The organism is Blautia sp. HCP3S3_C4, from assembly GCF_052064095.1.
Lineage (GTDB): Bacteria > Bacillota > Clostridia > Lachnospirales > Lachnospiraceae > Blautia_A.
Genome location: NZ_JBQHWF010000010.1, coordinates 98,941 through 114,716 on the forward strand (window position 1 = coordinate 98,941; position 15,776 = coordinate 114,716).

The window sequence follows — 15,776 nt, forward strand, 5'->3', positions numbered from 1 at the left end:
TCTGCGTTTAAAAGGATTTACTGCTCATCCCAGTTTGTCCAGTAATCTGTTACATCATCGTCATCATCCAGCAGATCCAGAGTTCTCTGAAGATCCTTGAGAGCCTGCTCATCTGTAAGCTCTACATAAGTCTGAGGGATCATGGCAACCTGTGCCTCTGCAATAGGCAGACCTGCTTTATCCAGAGCTTCACGGACTGTACTAAAATCATCAGGAGCAGTAAGAACCTCATAGCTATCCTCTTCCTCGCTGAAATCCTCAGCACCTGCATCCAGGGCAAGCATCATAATCTCATCAGCATCCATCTCACATTCTTCTTTGTCAATGATGATCTGTCCCTTCTGGTCGAACATATAGGATACACAGCCCTGGGTACCAATACTTCCGTTACCCTTTGTAAAGGCATTACGCACGTTACCTGCTGTACGGTTTTTGTTATCTGTCAGAGTCTCAACGATGATCGCAACACCGTTTGGACCGTAGCCTTCATATACAGCCTTCTCATAATTATCAGCAGAATCAGCACCTGCAGCCTTTTTGATGCCACGGTCAATGGTATCATTAGGCATGTTGTTGGCTTTTGCTTTCGCAATTACATCACGAAGCTTGCTGTTGTTATTTGGGTCCGGGCCGCCTGCCTTCACAGCCATAACCAGCTCACGGCCGATTACTGTAAAGATCTTTCCCTTCTTTGCATCGTTTTTCTCTTTCTTATGCTTAATGTTTGCAAATTTTGAATGTCCTGACATTTCACTTTCTCCTTTTGTTATACACTTTTTTATTTACACTTCCTGTATTCAGGAATTATTTTTATCTGCCGGATTCTTTTCCTCTGCCAGCTTCTCGGCACGTACCTTACCGATAGTCTTATTTCCGATAGACAGAATGGTAAACATATAACCATTTGCCTTAATGACCACATCAACATCCTTCTTTGAGGGAACATGCCCCAGAAAGCTGGTAAGGTATCCATTCAGTGTCTCAAACTCCACATCTCCAAAGTCGATATCCAGTTCTTCCTCCACATCCTCCAGACAAGCCAGTCCGTCAATGATCAGACTGTGATCCTTCTGAGCTCGGATGGTAACCTCATCCTCATCATACTCATCCAGGATATCACCTACGATCTCCTCCAGAATATCCTCCATGGTAACAATTCCTGCAGTCTGTCCATATTCGTCCACTACCACGGCCATATGGATTTTTTTCGCCTGCATGGTATGAAAAAGATCTCCGATACTTCTGGTCTCAGGAATCAGTGAAGCCTCTCTGATGATTCCGGGCAGCTCCTTTAAGGGCTTAAATTTGGCCCAGGGATTCTGAGTCATAAATTTCAGTGCATCCTTATAATGAACGATTCCCCTGATATTGTCAATATTTTCCTCATAGACCGGATAGCGGGAATTGCCCTCCTCCAGCATGGTATCGATCATATTTTTCAGAAGAACCTCCTGATCAAAGGCTACCACATTGGTCCTGTGGGTCATAATATCATGGGCCTCTGTCTCATTAAAGGAAATAATATTCTGGATCATCTCCGCTTCGTTCTCCTGGATCACGCCCTGTTCATGGGCCTCATCCACAATGGAAATAATCTCCTCCTCTGTTACCGCCGCCTCTGTCCGGTTCAGCTCTACCCCAAAGGGTACAGCCGCCAGCCTGGCAATCCAGGTGATAAACAGAGTAAAAGGCCTGAGCACCATTACCCAGAAATGCACCAGCTTCAGATAACGGTATGCATATTTCTCCGGATGATAGGTACCCACCCGGCGAAAAGTAAGGATTCCAAGTCCTGCAAGCAATATCACACATACTGCCAGAACCAGAACAAGAGCCGCTGCATGCTGTATGTATGGACGAAAAGCCGCCACTGCCCATGGCACCAGAAAAGCACCAAAACAAATTCCCGATGCCATGACCATCAGAGGGATGGCATTGACAAACTGAGCCGGCCTGTCGATCAGCTCCAGAAGCATCCTGGCTTTCTCGTCTCCTTCGTCCGCTTTCTTTTGTGTATCATTCTCACTGATATTTCGCATTGCTGCCGCAAACCCATAAAAAATGCCGTTCAGCCACAGCAGAAATACCAAAACAAATACGCCCCAGAGGGGCATACTACTGCCGTCTTCCATTACGCTTAACCTTCTCCTTTATAAAGAAAACGCATAGTTACTGATAAAATATATCACTTTCGCCCATATCCGTCAAGCGATAAGTACGTCTTTTCAGAAGCTGAGCTCCAGGCTGATCTCCAGTGCATGGTTTACCTTATCAAGCATAGCATCATCCAGATGACAGACCTTATCCTTCAGTCTTCGCTTATCTATGGTACGAAGCTGTTCCAGCAGGATCACAGAATCCTTCTCGATTCCATACTTCACTGCATCGATCTCTATATGTGTAGGAAGCTTTGCTTTATTCATTTTAGATGTAATGGCAGCACAGATCACTGTAGGACTGTGCCTGTTCCCTACATTATTCTGAATGATCAGTACCGGGCGGATCCCGCCCTGTTCGCTCCCCACTACAGGCCGCAGATCCGCATAATAGATATCCCCTCTTTTAATTACCACACAATTCACACTCCGATTCTGTTTGGGATTTTTACTTTAAGTATTTCCAACTTTCTCCTGTGTATACATGCGTGGTTGATTTTCCTTTATGGCTCTGCCGCCAGAAGGCATTTACCTTTAATTGTATTTTTCGGTTTCCTTTCCGTCCTTTATATAGACTCTGGGAACCCTGTCACTGATCTCGCAGGCGAATTCATAGGAAAAACGCCCGGAAAGATCACCCATCTCCTCAATACTGATAAATTCATCTCCGTCTCTGCCGATCAATGTAACCTGGTCTCCCTTCTTCGCATCCGGGATTTCTGTCACATCTATCATGAACTGATCCATGCAGACTCTGCCCAGGATTGGTGCCTTCTTTCCATGGACCAGAACCCATCCTTTGCCAGAAAGCTGTCTGGGGTAACCATCCGCATAGCCCACCGGCACTGTTGCCACACGAAGCTTCCTGTCTGCCACATAGGTTCCTCCATAGCTGATCGCCGTGCCCGGAAGTACATCCTTTACATATGTAATATGGCTCTTTAACTCCAAAACCGGAGACAATTTCACAATATCCCTCTCCACCTGAGCAGAAGGATAGATGCCATAGATTGTAATTCCTGCTCTGACAATGCTTAAATTTGCTTCCGGAATACGGATAATACCTGCACTGTTGGAGCAGTGGCGCAGAGGAATCTCAATTCCTGCCTCTGAAAGCAGACTGCAAAAATCCAGGTAACGCTTCAGCTGAACCATGGCAGGACTTCTGTCATACTCATCTGCCCTTGCAAAATGAGTAAACATTCCTTCAATCTCCAACCCGGGAAGTGCTGCGATTTTTTTGATTTCCTCCACGCTTGACGGTTCATCGGCAAAACCGATTCTGGTCATACCCGTATCCAGCGCAAGATGAATATGTATGGTCTTTCCCTGAGACACAGCCTCTGCGGAAAGCTTTGCAGCCTCCTGATATTCACACACAGCAGGGCGCAGATCATAAGAAACCAGCTCAGGATAAAATTCCTCAAATATAATTCCCAGGATCAGGACAGGCTTGGTGATCCCTGCCTTTCTCAGAGCAATGGCCTCCTCTGCTGTAGCAACAGCAAATCCCCAGATATAATCATAACCCTCTATCATATGGGCAATCTGCACAGCGCCATGACCATAAGCATTTGCCTTGATCACAGCGATCATTTTTGTGTCACTGGCAATATTTTTTCTCATCTGGCGGAAATTTTCCTCCACTGCATCCAGAGAAATCACTGCTTTTACTCGGTTACATTTTTCCATAATAATCTCTTCCTCTTTTTGTATTCTTTATCTGTCCCACATTCCATCAAAGAAACTCCGGACACTCAAAATCTCTTCCTCTACTGCACCTTCAGCACTTCAGGCAGAAACCGGATAATATCCCTGGCAGTCATGCCTCTTTCTCCCACATTCTCAGCTGCCATATCTCCTGCCAGTCCATGGATCAGTACTCCCAGCGCTGCCATCTGACCATAAGCAGGCTTTTTTTCTGCTGCCAGAAACATGCATAAAACTCCTGCCAGTACACCGCTTAATACATCTCCGCTGCCAGCAGTAGCCATGCCTGCATTACCACTCATATTCAGATATTGTTCCCCTTTCTCAGAGGCCACTACTGTACAGGCATCCTTCAGGACACATACTGTATGAGTCTCTTCTGCATACAGGGAAGCAGTCTCTGCCAGGTTTTCCCGGATCTCACCGATGCTTTTCCCGGTCAGGCGGCTCATTTCTCCCAGATGGGGAGTGAGAATTACCTGTTCTCCCAGATATTTCTTCCATTCTCCATGTACTGCCAGCAGATTCAGGCCATCTGCATCCAGGATCACAGGCTTACCACACCAGGCAGCATGAGACAGGAACCACTGTACCCTTTCTCTGCTCTCTCCTGACATCCCCAGTCCAGGTCCGATCACAAGCACATCGCACCAGTCCAGTATTTCCTGATTGCTTTTCTCATTAAACTTACAGGTAACCATAACCTCCGGAAGCTGTGACTGAAGAGGAATCCTGTTCTCCTCCACAGTCTGAACCTTCACCATACCTGCCGAAGCTCTGAGTGCCGCAGCACTGCTCAGGCAGGAAGCCCCGCACATTCCGCGGGAGCCGGCTATCAGAAGCACTTTTCCGAAAGTTCCCTTGTTTCCCCAGGGAATTCTGGAGGGCAGCATTGACAGATCCTCTTTCTCCAGATAAGCCATAGAGGGATCTCTGTCCGGATTTGCATAAATCCCTATATCTGCAACGATCAGCTCTCCTGCATACATTCTTCCCGGATAAAAGCACAGCCCCCTTTTACAAAAAGCAAAGGTTACTGTAAGATCTGCCCGAAATCCGATCCCCATTTCCCGGCCTGTATCTCCGTTGATGCCGGAAGGAATATCCACAGCCACCCGGAAAGCCCCGGACTGGTTCAGCATGTGGATGATTTCTGCATATCTGCCCTCTACAGGTCTGGACAGACCAACCCCCAAAAGGGCATCTACTATAATAGTATATTCATCCGGCTGCAGGTTATGCTCCAAAGGTACCTGATAATATTTGGCGATCTGCAGCTGCTGCCTGGCCTGGTCTGTCAGCTTCTCCTCCTGACCGGCCAGATAAATCCCGACTTTGATCCCCTTTAGATGGAGAAGTCTGGCAATGGCCATCCCGTCACCGCCATTATTGCCATTTCCGCACACCACCAGTACACGATCCTTGTTACCCAGATATTTTTCCATAGCCTCCACTGTTTTCAGTGCAGCTCTTTCCATAAGTACCATACCCGGAACCCCGGCAGATTCTATTGTGTTCCGGTCCAGCCCTTTCATTTCACCGGCTGTTACCACAGGTTTCATTCAGCCACCTCCTGTCATTGGAAACAGTATACACCTATTTTTTCAAAAAGAAAAGCTATGATCTAACGACCACAGCCATTCAAATCGTCACCGTCCCCTCTGCTGCCGGCAACTACATATGTACTATTATTACTGGTTCTCATGTTCCTTACGATATTCACTCAGATTATAGGAAAGGGTCATCAGGCTCTCTGACAGATGTACATTTTCTACCATAACATCCTCCGGTGCATCCAGATCAATATGTGCAAAGTTCCAGATTGCCTTGATCCCGTTTTCTATGAGAATCTTCGCCATTTCCTTGGCCTTTGCCTTAGGTAAGGTCAAAATCGCAATCTCCACATTATTCTCTTTGAGAAAAAGGGGAAGGTCACTAAGCATCTGTATCTCAATTCCCCTTACTGCAATGCCCTCCAGCACAGGGTTTACATCAAAAATACCAACCAGCCGAAAACCGCGCTTCTCAAAATCTACATAATTTGCCAAAGCCTGTCCCAGATTACCGGCACCCAGGATAATCATCGGGTGCACTGTGTCAAGTCCCAGAATCTTACCGATTTCAGTATATAAATAACGTACATTATATCCATATCCCTGCTGTCCGAATCCACCGAAATTATTCAGGTCCTGACGGATCTGTGAAGCAGTCACGTGCATTTTCTTGCTGAGATCGTTGGACGAGATCCGTTCTACATTCTCCTCCATCAGTTCTCCCAGATAACGGTAATATCGAGGCAAACGTTTGATCACCGCTTTTGAAATTTCCTTAGGTTCCACAAATATTCCCTCCTTATATATCCTAGGTCAATTATAACCAAATGTTATTTTATTGTCAAATTAAATTTGTACTTTATTTACAAATTTTTATCATTAAATTTAGACTATCTGATAGAATGTGCAAAATTTCATCCAAATCATAAATTAAAACACTTTTTTTCTTTCAAAAACAGTCCGGTTCAGTTATAATAAATTCTGTATGTGTACATTTCAGCAGTCAAAGCGGATATTCGCAGGCTGCTGCAATAATATAAATTTCGGAGGAATTTGTATGATCCTATCATGTCAGAATATCTGCAAATCCTTTGGCGAGAAGGTAATCCTTCAGGATGCCAGCTTCCATATAGAGGACAGGGAAAAGGCAGCCCTGATCGGCAACAACGGTGCAGGCAAAACCACCCTGCTGCGTATTATCATCCACGAACTGTCCCCGGATTCCGGAAATGTTATTCTTGCCAAAGATAAAAGCATCGGTTACCTGGCCCAGTACCAGGATATCCATGGACACCACACCATCTATGAGGAGCTGATCTCTACTAAGCAGCACATCATTGATATGGAAAACCGTCTCCGCTCCATGGAGCATGAAATGAAAACTGCTGCCGGGGAAGCCCTGGACAGCCTGATGAACACCTATACCAGACTGAGCCATCAGTTTGAGCTTGAGAACGGTTATGCATATAAAAGCGAGATTATGGGTGTATTAAAGGGACTTGGCTTTACAGAGGAGGACTTCGAAAAACAGATTGAAACTCTTTCCGGCGGTCAGAAAACCCGGGTTGCCCTGGGCAAGCTTCTGCTCTCCAATCCTGACATTCTTCTGCTGGATGAGCCCACCAACCACCTGGATATGGAAAGCATTTCCTGGCTGGAAACCTATCTGCTGAATTATCCGGGAGCTGTTTTTATTGTCTCCCATGACCGTTATTTCCTGGATAAGGTTGTCACTAAGGTAGTAGAGATTGAAGCCGGCAATATGCGAATGTACAGCGGCAATTACTCTGCCTACGCTCTGAAAAAAGCCCAGCTCAGGGATGCCCAGTATAAAGCTTACTTAAATCAACAGCGGGATATTAAGCACCAGGAGGCGGTCATTGCCAAGCTGAAATCCTTTAACCGTGAGAAATCTATCAAACGTGCCGAAAGCCGTGAAAAAATGCTGGATAAGGTGCAGCGGATCGAAAAGCCTCTGGAGATCCAGAATCAGATGCGGATTTCCCTGGAGCCCAGATACATCAGCGGAAATGATGTACTCACTGTGGAGGATTTATCCAAAGCTTTTCCCGGACAGACTTTGTTTTCCAATATTTCTTTTGACATTAAGCGTGGGGAACGGGTGGCTCTCATCGGCAATAACGGTACCGGCAAAACTACCATGCTGAAAATCCTTAACGGTCTGGTAGACGCTGACAGCGGACGCTTTGCTCTCGGCTCCAAGGTACAGATTGGATATTATGATCAGGAGCACCATGTACTCCACATGGAAAAAACTATTTTCCAGGAAATTTCAGACACTTATCCAACGCTTACAGAGACAGAAATCCGAAATATGCTGGCAGCCTTTCTCTTCACAGGGGATGACGTATTTAAGCTGATCTCTGCCCTCTCCGGTGGCGAGAGAGGCCGTGTATCCCTGGCAAAGCTTATGCTGTCAGAGGCCAACTTCCTGATCCTGGATGAGCCTACCAACCATCTGGACATTGCCTCCAAGGAAATCCTGGAGGAGGCTTTAAACAGCTATACCGGTACTGTACTCTATGTCTCCCATGACCGATATTTTATCAATCAGACAGCCACTAGGATTCTGGATCTGACCAATCAGGCCATTGTAAACTACATTGGTGACTATGATTATTATCTGGAAAAGCGGGAAGAGCTTACAGAAAAATATGCTCCGGCAGCAGCCCAGGCTGAAGCAGAGGTCAAACAAGCCTCAGACAATAAGCTTTCCTGGCAGCAGCAGAAGGAAGAGCAGGCGCGGCAGAGAAAGCGTGAAAATGAATTAAAGAAGGTGGAAGCCCGGATCGAAGAACTGGAAATCAGAGATAAGGAAATCGATGAAACCATGGTTCTCCCGGATATATGCACCAATGTGGCAGAATGCGCCAGATTAAGCAAAGAAAAGACAGCCATCACAGAAGAACTGGAGGGCTTATATGAAAAATGGGAAGAGCTTGCATAATGCAGGCCCTTCCCTTTTTATTTTGTATCTTATATCAGATTGCCTCTTACATCAGGGATGTAAGCTTTTCACGGATTGCTTTAATAAACTGCTCACTGTTTAATACTTCTACATCCTTTAAGGTTGTGATCAGAGCCAGATCCTTGGTCATTCTGCCATCCTCGATGGTTCCCAGAGTGGCTTTTTCCAGCTTATCTGCAAATTCCATCAGTTCTTGATTGCCGTCCAGCTCTCCTCTCTTTCTGAGAGCACCTGTCCATGCAAAAATAGTAGCAACGGAATTGGTGGAAGTCTCTTCCCCTTTCAGGTGACGATAATAATGTCTCTGTACAGTTCCATGTGCAGCCTCATATTCATAATATCCATCCGGAGATACCAGCACAGAAGTCATCATTGCCAGAGAACCAAAAGCAGAGGAAACCATATCACTCATAACATCTCCGTCATAGTTCTTGCAGGCCCAGATAAATCCCCCTTCTGCCTTCATAACACGGGCAACGATATCATCAATCAGGCTGTAGAAATATTCAATTCCGGCAGCCTCAAATTTCTCTTTGAACTCCTGCTCATAAACCTCTGCAAAAATCTCCTTGAAGCGTCCGTCATAAATCTTGGAGATCGTATCCTTGCCTCCAAACCACAGGCTCTGCTTTGTATCCAGTGCATAATTAAAGCAGCACTTTGCAAAGCTTGTGATGGATGCATCCAGGTTATGCATTCCCTGAAGGACACCTGCACCCTCATAATGATGGATCAGTTCCTTTTTCTCCTCACCGTTCTCACCCTTAAACAGCAGATAGGCATCTCCCGGTCCGTCAATATACATTTCTGTATTCTTATATACATCTCCATAAGCGTGACGGGCAATGGTAATGGGTTTCTTCCAGTTTTTTACGCATGGCTCAATCCCTTTCACTACAATAGGGGCACGGAACACGGTTCCGTCCAGAATGGCACGGATGGTACCGTTAGGACTTTTGTACATTTTTTTCAGTGTGTACTCTTCCATTCTGGCTTTATTGGGAGTGATGGTCGCACATTTTACAGCAACGCCATATTTCTTTGTAGCTTCTGCTGCATCTACAGTTACCTGATCATCTGTTTCATTTCTGTATTCCAGGCCAAGATCATAGTACTCTGTGTTCAGATCAATAAAAGGAAGAAGAAGCTCATCCTTGATCATCTTCCAGAGGATTCGGGTCATCTCGTCTCCGTCCATCTCCACAAGCGGTGTCTGCATCTGAATTTTTTTCATAAAGATCCTCCTCTTTGTACGGGTTTATCCCTTTAGCATTTTACAGTAACTGTTCAGCGCTACTACACTGAAGCATTACATTTTACGTATCATTTTAACGGAAATAGATTCGTTCGTCAATGCCTGTTTCATATCCAGTTCTCCTGAGCCCTGCAGATTCCTGGGCAGCCCCAGGTCTCTGGCCGATTCCTTCAGGCATCTTTTGATTTCCACATTGGTAAGGGTAGGATATTTTTGCAGAAGAAGGGCTGCAGCGCCACTGACTAAGGGTGTGGACATAGAGGTTCCGCTTTTTACTCCATAGGCAAAATCCGTTCCCGGAGCGCAGGACAGAATACGATTACCCGGAGCTACCAGATCCGGCTTACAGATGCACTCTGAGGTAGGTCCCCGCCCGGAAATAGCCGTTCTGCCTGTAAGCAGGTCGCTTGATCCCACAGTGATGATCTTACGGCTGCTGCCCGGAGCTGTAACACTTCCTGACCGGGGACCCTGATTTCCTGCAGCAGCCACCACTACCAGCCCTGCATCCCACAGTCTTTCCACCCCTTCGATCAGCTGTCTGTGATCCTGTTTTTCCCTGCAGGTTGTCCCTATGGAAATATTTACTACCTGAATCCCGTAAGCATCTTTATTTTTCAGAATCCAGTCAAAGGCCCGCAATACATCCCTCTTTTTTCCATTTCCATATCTGTCAAGTATCTTCAGGGCAACCAGATTGCACTCCGGGGCGATTCCCCTGATTCTTCCTCCTGAAGCGCTCCCATCGCCGCCGATAATGCCGCTTACATGGGTTCCATGGGAATTGTCATCATAAGGTAACATATGCTTTCCCACAAAATCCTGAAACCCGATAATCCGGTCTCTGAAATCTATATGAGGATAAATGCCGGTATCCAGCACACACACGCAGACATTTTTTCCGGTATAGCCTGTATCACCTAATTGATCTATGTCAAAATTTTCCATATAAAAATCCTCCGAAAAAGCAGAAGATGTTGCTTACTCTACTTTATTCGGAGGATTTTTAAATGAAACTTCATATGTGCTTTGAACACATATTTCTGCCGATTTTTCATAAAATGTATAAATCCCGGATGATAGGCCAATACTTAAAAAGTGATGTATCTCACAACAATCCGTCAAATATGTCATCCAAGGGGAGGAATATTCTATGATCTTACTGTTGATACTTATCTTTCTGCTGTTTCAGCTCTTTATCCTGCTCTGCTGTGTAGCAGCCGGAAACGACGCTGCTTCCCAGGAAATCTCCGACCAGGAACAGCTGGAATTCATCCGTGAATGGAAGAAAAAGCACCCGCTGCGGTAGTCATCCTATCTGGCCACATCTGCCTCAGATAACCGGAAGCCTTCCCGCACCTTCTTCATCAGCACCTTAGCCTTATCCACTGTGTTCTGATCCGGAATCATAACATATGCCTTAGAGCTCATGGAATAAGGCTTCTGGGTATCCCCTGTACCATCTACGCTATAAGACAATACCTGCCAGCTTCCACCCTCGTCCAACTGTTTGCGGACCAGAGAGGCCATCACATCATAAGGAACATTGGTCTCAAAAGCACCATCCAGACTGTCCAGAACAGAAAGGTAATTTTTCAGGAACGCAGGCTGGGTTGCCTTATCGACTACACCCTGGATCACAGCCATCTGATTGCGTCCTCGCTGACGGTCTCCCTCTTTAAAAGCATAACGTTCTCTGGCAAAGACAAGAGCCTGTTCGCCGTTCAGGTGGTTTTCACCTTTATTAAAGTGATAGCCCGTAGTATTACCAGAATCAAAATCATAATCAGAATTAACGTTAACTCCGCCAAGGGCATCAATAATCTGCTCAAATCCTGCAAAATTCAATCTGAAATAGTAATTGATATCGATATCATAAAGCATATCCAAGGTATCCATACATACATTTACACCATAGATGCCTGCATGGGTCAGCTTATCCGGCACACCGTTGGAAATAGACAAGGGCACAAAATAATCTCTGGGTGTGGAGACCATAAGGATCTGCTTTGTAGTAGCATTAAGGGTAAGGATAATATTCACATCACTGCGGCTGGAGGCAGTCATTCCGCCTCTGGTATCAATACCGCTGACAAAAATAGTATATACCTCATCTGTAACCGCATCATCCTTTGCAGAAGTATCTGAAGAGGTCTGTTCCTGATCAGCAGAGGATGTCTGCTGGGCTGCAGGTGTATTTCTCTCAACCACTGTAGCAACCTTCAGGGAAGCGATTTCTCTGATCTGGGATGGAAAAGATCCATACTGATCCATTTCTGCGATCACATCCAGGTAAGCCTTATTCAGCAGAATGGCACCGCAGGTTCCATTGTTCAAAGCATCTGCCAGTTCTCCCAGGCCTGCATATTCGCTGGTCTGTACATCAGTTCCCAGTTCATTATACACCTGCTTCAGAGCTGCATCTGTGTTGGTACGGTCCAGCTCTCCCAGAACACCAAAGGTATAACCGGATGCATCGGCCAGCTTCTGGGCTTTATCATCCTGCTTTACATACACATTGATCTCTGTATACTCCTGATTTACTCCGGTAATACTATCCAGCGTAGATACTGTCTTGTATATATACAGACTGGCCAGACCCAACACTACTGTAATCAAAAGAGCCAGCACTACACCGATACAAAAAGGCACCGTCTTTCGTATTTTTCTCACCAGAAAATATACGATCACCAGAAGCAAAAGAAGCCCGGCAGCTATTATGCCGATATATTTCATGGAAATAAGCTTCGTATAAAGGAGCAGCACCAAAAAAGCGCACTCAATAACAAATAAGATCAGGGAAATGACAATTCCGGGAATCCGATCCTGTTTTTTTGATTTAACCTTCATCTTATATCCTCTCTACGACTGAAAGCTGCCTGTAAAGACAGGCAGCCCAATCACTTTCTAAGCTATTCTACAACCACCGTCAACTCAGCACTGTTGGACATATTGCCGGCTGTGTCAACTACATAATAGGTACAGGTATAGGTACCTGCTACTGCAGTATTCACCTGTCCTGTGATCTGGATCCTCTTCCACAGTTCAGAGGTCTCATCTGTATCATCCTGGATATCCTTCACATAAGAAAGCAGATTCACAGAGCTTCCCACAGAAGTAGTCACATAATAGTCTGTAAGATAAATTTTCGGGCTGGTGGATGGCATGGCATCCGCCTTTGCCTCCTGCTCCTGTTCTGCCAAGGCAGCAGGGTCATCTGAGGCAGGGGTTAATTCAGGGGTTGGAGTCAAAGACAGATCTGTACTGCCAGACTCAGAATCACCTGTCTCCACATCCTCCACCGGAACCTGGGTAGGCTCTGCATCTGTTTCCGTCTCAGCATCAGACTTCGTTCCTCTCTTCACTACCCCACTGTCCCGCATTTCCTCGGGATCAGCATCTAAATTTCTCTTAAACTTAGTAATATTATTGGATTTGTCCTTTGCCACATAAGTGACAACCACATGAGAATCATCCACCTCATACACGGATTCCACAGTCAGAGTATCTGTCACATCTCCGTCTACATCATCACTGGCAGTAATACCCTGGGTCAGGTCTGCGTCGCTCATAGAAGGGTCATATTCTTTTGCCGCCTGATCTGAGCAGACAATCTCAGGACCCTTATGATCGGACTCCGTTCTCAGATATACGACTCCGCCAGCCAGCCCCACGCAGACAACCAGCATCACTGCAATCCACTTTTTTGCCATAATCACTGCTCCTTACTGGTCTTTACTGTTATTATCTTTGCCATAATATTTTCCGTAGTATTTGCCATAATATTTACCATAGTAGCCCTGCTTACTCATATCTACTTTATTCAGGATCACACCAAGGATCGGGCAGTCACATTTCTCCAGCTGCTCCTTAACCTCCTGGGCAAAACGATAACTGATGGCTCCGGATTCCATAACAATGATGGAACCGTCACATTCATCTGCAATAACCGCACTGTCAATAACACTTCCAAGAGGAGGAGTATCAATGATTATGTAGTCATAAACCTTCTTTACAGCTGCAAGCACACGCTTAAAGTATTCTGCACCAAGAAGCTCCGCAGGGTTTGGCGGTACAGTTCCTGCATAAATAATATTAAATCTGGGGATATTGGTTGCATAAATCACGTTTTCAATGGTTTCCTGATGAGAAAGAAGGTGGGAAAGGCCCTTGATCTCCTGATCAACCTCTGTTCTTCCCAGAAGTACAGATTTACGAAGGTCCGCATCGATGAGCAGGACTTTCTTACCGGAATCTGCCAGAGATAAAGCCAGATTCAGCGATACTGTACTCTTACCTTCATTTGGAGTACAGCTGGTAATGGCAATTACCTTTTTCTCTTCTCCACAGAAAAGGAGATTGGTTCGTAAGGATTTATAGGACTCATTGGCACTATAATCCAGCATTGGACGATATATATTTACTTCTTTCATGACTTATCTTCTCCCTCTTCCCCTTTTTTGTTTTTTCTGCTTCTTTTTCTTTTTATTCTTACGGTCCTCTTCAGACATAGGGATCGTACCCAGTGTACTCAGATTCAGATAACGTTCTACATCCTCCTGAGTCTTGATAGTATCATTAGACAGATAGGAAATCAGGATCACTGCTGCTGCAATAAGCACACCTGCCAGTCCGCCGATCACACCATTCTTGGAAATGCTTGGGCTTACCTTCTGCTCCGGAATATTGGCAGTCTCAACTACATTTACCGCATCGATATCCATAACATTCTTGATATGGTTGGCAGCCACATCACGGATAGCATTGGCAATCTCACAGGCTACATAAGGATCTGCATCTCTCACAGAAATTGACAGGATACGGGTATCTGTGGCAGAATCCACTGTCATCTTCTTGAGAAGCTCCTCATGAGTCATATCCAGATTCAGCTGGGTAATAACTCCCTCTGTAACTGTACGGCTCTTGATCAGCTCTGCATAGTCCTTAGTCAGGGACAAACTGGTCTGCATATCCTGGCTGGTCAGCGTATTACTGTCCTGCTTGCTGAGCACATACATCTTGGTAGTAGATTCATACTGCGGGGTCACAAACAGAAGCGTAGCTGCCACTACCACCAATGCTGCAAGCACACCTGACAGGATAATGGCCCAGATCTTATCCAGCAATACATAGAATACTTCCAGTAAATCAATTTCTACTTCATCGTTGTTCTGTACATTGTGTTGTTCCATTTGGCTTTATCTTTCCTTCCTTCTTTTCGCATCCTCCAGAATTCTCCGGGGATTTTCTATAAATAAATGGTCTGCATAAGCTTCTCCCATTTTTTTCGCAACATAATCATAGGCCTCGCCCATCCTTGAGATACGGCTTCTGGTATTGTGACAGTCCGAGCCTACAAACTTCACCAGATCATATTTCATCAGCTTCCTGCAATACCGTTTGGTGGAAAAGCCTTCCTTGCCGACAATACTGTCTGCATTGATCTGCATGGATACTCCCATATCCACAAGCTCCTCCACGAAGCCCGGGTCTGACCTTGTGGCCTCATACCTTTCTATATGGGCTGCAATGGGCTTATAGCCACTGGAAATCAGCTTGTTCAGCCTTTCCCTTATGTAAGAGCCCTCTGAACTCTCCGAAAACTCCGCCAGCACATACCTGGAACCTGCCATGGTGCTGACCTCTCCCTCTCTCAGCATACGGTACATCTCCATATTGGCATGGAACTCACAGCCAAGATATACCTGAAGATCATCACCGATCTCCGCTGCTGCCTTCTGTACAAGCAAAAACTGCTCCTGCACTCTGGACAGAGGGGTCTCAAACATACGAAATCTGAAATGAGGGGTGACAATAATGTTCCTTACCCCCTGATCATATTCCATACGCAAAAGCTTCTTCGTATCCTCATAATCCGAGGCACCGTCATCCACTCCCGGTACAATATGACAGTGAATGTCATAGATACCTGTTCTGGACATATTTATCAATCCTCCTTCGCATGGTAAAAATAGCATACCATCTTTTTCATTAAACCATTTCTCTGTTCAAATGTCAATATACTTGCTTTACAGAATATGAAAAATATAATAGAATTTGTCGGTTCCATTTGCTATAATCAAACAGAGAAAGCAAAAGAAAAAAATACCTGA

General features: G+C 45.4%; 15 protein-coding genes. 2 read left to right on the forward strand and 13 right to left on the reverse strand.

Annotation, left to right across the window (positions count from 1 at the left end; translation table 11 throughout):
* Positions 1 to 17 precede the first annotated feature (17 nt).
* The 6 genes from ACTNC6_RS10540 to ACTNC6_RS10565 all read right to left on the reverse strand — a co-directional run bounded on the left by ACTNC6_RS10540 (position 18) and on the right by ACTNC6_RS10565 (position 6,205).
* Positions 18 to 749, reverse strand: coding sequence for a YebC/PmpR family DNA-binding transcriptional regulator (locus tag ACTNC6_RS10540; protein WP_019161627.1), 732 nt, complete (start codon positions 747 to 749; stop codon positions 18 to 20).
* Positions 750 to 797: 48 nt separating this feature from the next.
* Positions 798 to 2,132: a hemolysin family protein gene (locus ACTNC6_RS10545; RefSeq protein ID WP_441044038.1), complete on the reverse strand. Its 1,335-nt coding sequence runs from the start codon at positions 2,130 to 2,132 to the stop codon at positions 798 to 800.
* 93 nt (positions 2,133 to 2,225) lie between these two features.
* Positions 2,226 to 2,573 (reverse strand): type II toxin-antitoxin system PemK/MazF family toxin, encoded by a 348-nt coding sequence (locus tag ACTNC6_RS10550; protein ID WP_173742846.1) that lies wholly within the window; start codon positions 2,571 to 2,573, stop codon positions 2,226 to 2,228.
* A 117-nt stretch (positions 2,574 to 2,690) separates the two neighbouring features.
* On the reverse strand, positions 2,691 to 3,848 hold the full coding sequence (alr, locus tag ACTNC6_RS10555; protein WP_441034781.1) for an alanine racemase: 1,158 nt from the start codon (positions 3,846 to 3,848) through the stop codon (positions 2,691 to 2,693).
* Positions 3,849 to 3,928: 80 nt separating this feature from the next.
* On the reverse strand, positions 3,929 to 5,428 hold the full coding sequence (locus ACTNC6_RS10560; protein WP_441044039.1) for an NAD(P)H-hydrate dehydratase: 1,500 nt from the start codon (positions 5,426 to 5,428) through the stop codon (positions 3,929 to 3,931).
* Between the two features lie 129 nt (positions 5,429 to 5,557).
* Positions 5,558 to 6,205 (reverse strand): redox-sensing transcriptional repressor Rex, encoded by a 648-nt coding sequence (locus tag ACTNC6_RS10565; protein ID WP_019161622.1) that lies wholly within the window; start codon positions 6,203 to 6,205, stop codon positions 5,558 to 5,560.
* 271 nt (positions 6,206 to 6,476) lie between these two features.
* Between ACTNC6_RS10565 and abc-f the strand changes: the two genes are divergently transcribed.
* Positions 6,477 to 8,387 carry a ribosomal protection-like ABC-F family protein gene (gene abc-f / locus ACTNC6_RS10570; protein WP_441044040.1) on the forward strand — a complete coding sequence of 637 codons (1,911 nt, stop codon included), beginning with the start codon at positions 6,477 to 6,479 and terminating at the stop codon, positions 8,385 to 8,387.
* Positions 8,388 to 8,433: 46 nt separating this feature from the next.
* Here abc-f and ACTNC6_RS10575 read toward each other — a convergent pair whose 3' ends face one another.
* Positions 8,434 to 9,642 carry an NADP-dependent isocitrate dehydrogenase gene (locus tag ACTNC6_RS10575; protein WP_173742842.1) on the reverse strand — a complete coding sequence of 403 codons (1,209 nt, stop codon included), beginning with the start codon at positions 9,640 to 9,642 and terminating at the stop codon, positions 8,434 to 8,436.
* Between the two features lie 75 nt (positions 9,643 to 9,717).
* The gene (locus tag ACTNC6_RS10580; RefSeq protein WP_433844390.1) at positions 9,718 to 10,611 is read right to left on the reverse strand and encodes a S8 family peptidase; all 894 of its coding nucleotides are present in this window, start codon (positions 10,609 to 10,611) and stop codon (positions 9,718 to 9,720) included.
* A gap of 205 nt (positions 10,612 to 10,816) precedes the next feature.
* Here ACTNC6_RS10580 and ACTNC6_RS10585 point away from each other — a divergent pair, with 205 nt between their 5' ends.
* Positions 10,817 to 10,972, forward strand: a complete 156-nt coding sequence (locus ACTNC6_RS10585) for a hypothetical protein (protein ID WP_019161618.1) — start codon at positions 10,817 to 10,819, stop codon at positions 10,970 to 10,972.
* Positions 10,973 to 10,977: 5 nt separating this feature from the next.
* Here the strand turns inward: ACTNC6_RS10585 and ACTNC6_RS10590 are convergent, their stop codons facing one another.
* From ACTNC6_RS10590 to ACTNC6_RS10610, 5 genes are all read right to left on the reverse strand, one after another.
* A complete protein-coding gene (locus ACTNC6_RS10590) occupies positions 10,978 to 12,513 on the reverse strand; it encodes an LCP family protein (protein WP_441044041.1) in 1,536 nt (511 codons plus the stop codon).
* A 62-nt stretch (positions 12,514 to 12,575) separates the two neighbouring features.
* A complete protein-coding gene (locus ACTNC6_RS10595) occupies positions 12,576 to 13,376 on the reverse strand; it encodes an immunoglobulin-like domain-containing protein (protein ID WP_441044042.1) in 801 nt (266 codons plus the stop codon).
* A 12-nt stretch (positions 13,377 to 13,388) separates the two neighbouring features.
* Positions 13,389 to 14,096: a polysaccharide biosynthesis tyrosine autokinase gene (locus ACTNC6_RS10600; protein WP_441044043.1), complete on the reverse strand. Its 708-nt coding sequence runs from the start codon at positions 14,094 to 14,096 to the stop codon at positions 13,389 to 13,391.
* A 3-nt stretch (positions 14,097 to 14,099) separates the two neighbouring features.
* Positions 14,100 to 14,855: a YveK family protein gene (locus ACTNC6_RS10605; protein ID WP_441044044.1), complete on the reverse strand. Its 756-nt coding sequence runs from the start codon at positions 14,853 to 14,855 to the stop codon at positions 14,100 to 14,102.
* A gap of 6 nt (positions 14,856 to 14,861) precedes the next feature.
* Positions 14,862 to 15,605, reverse strand: coding sequence for a CpsB/CapC family capsule biosynthesis tyrosine phosphatase (locus ACTNC6_RS10610; protein ID WP_441044045.1), 744 nt, complete (start codon positions 15,603 to 15,605; stop codon positions 14,862 to 14,864).
* Between the last annotated feature and the right edge of the window lie 171 nt (positions 15,606 to 15,776).

Bases quoted from the DNA above. Each gene is read 5' to 3' on its own strand.
- ACTNC6_RS10600 (WP_441044043.1), bottom strand. From the start codon at position 14,096: ATGAAAGAAGTAAATATATATCGTCCAATGCTGGATTATAGTGCCAAT.
- ACTNC6_RS10575 (WP_173742842.1), bottom strand. From the start codon at position 9,642: ATGAAAAAAATTCAGATGCAGACACCGCTTGTGGAGATGGACGGAGAC.
- ACTNC6_RS10585 (WP_019161618.1), top strand. From the start codon at position 10,817: ATGATCTTACTGTTGATACTTATCTTTCTGCTGTTTCAGCTCTTTATC.
- ACTNC6_RS10595 (WP_441044042.1), bottom strand. From the start codon at position 13,376: ATGGCAAAAAAGTGGATTGCAGTGATGCTGGTTGTCTGCGTGGGGCTG.
- ACTNC6_RS10560 (WP_441044039.1), bottom strand. From the start codon at position 5,428: ATGAAACCTGTGGTAACAGCCGGTGAAATGAAAGGGCTGGACCGGAAC.
- ACTNC6_RS10610 (WP_441044045.1), bottom strand. From the start codon at position 15,605: ATGTCCAGAACAGGTATCTATGACATTCACTGTCATATTGTACCGGGA.
- abc-f (WP_441044040.1), top strand. From the start codon at position 6,477: ATGATCCTATCATGTCAGAATATCTGCAAATCCTTTGGCGAGAAGGTA.
- ACTNC6_RS10540 (WP_019161627.1), bottom strand. From the start codon at position 749: ATGTCAGGACATTCAAAATTTGCAAACATTAAGCATAAGAAAGAGAAA.
- ACTNC6_RS10590 (WP_441044041.1), bottom strand. From the start codon at position 12,513: ATGAAGGTTAAATCAAAAAAACAGGATCGGATTCCCGGAATTGTCATT.
- ACTNC6_RS10605 (WP_441044044.1), bottom strand. From the start codon at position 14,855: ATGGAACAACACAATGTACAGAACAACGATGAAGTAGAAATTGATTTA.
- ACTNC6_RS10580 (WP_433844390.1), bottom strand. From the start codon at position 10,611: ATGGAAAATTTTGACATAGATCAATTAGGTGATACAGGCTATACCGGA.
- ACTNC6_RS10545 (WP_441044038.1), bottom strand. From the start codon at position 2,132: ATGGAAGACGGCAGTAGTATGCCCCTCTGGGGCGTATTTGTTTTGGTA.
- alr (WP_441034781.1), bottom strand. From the start codon at position 3,848: ATGGAAAAATGTAACCGAGTAAAAGCAGTGATTTCTCTGGATGCAGTG.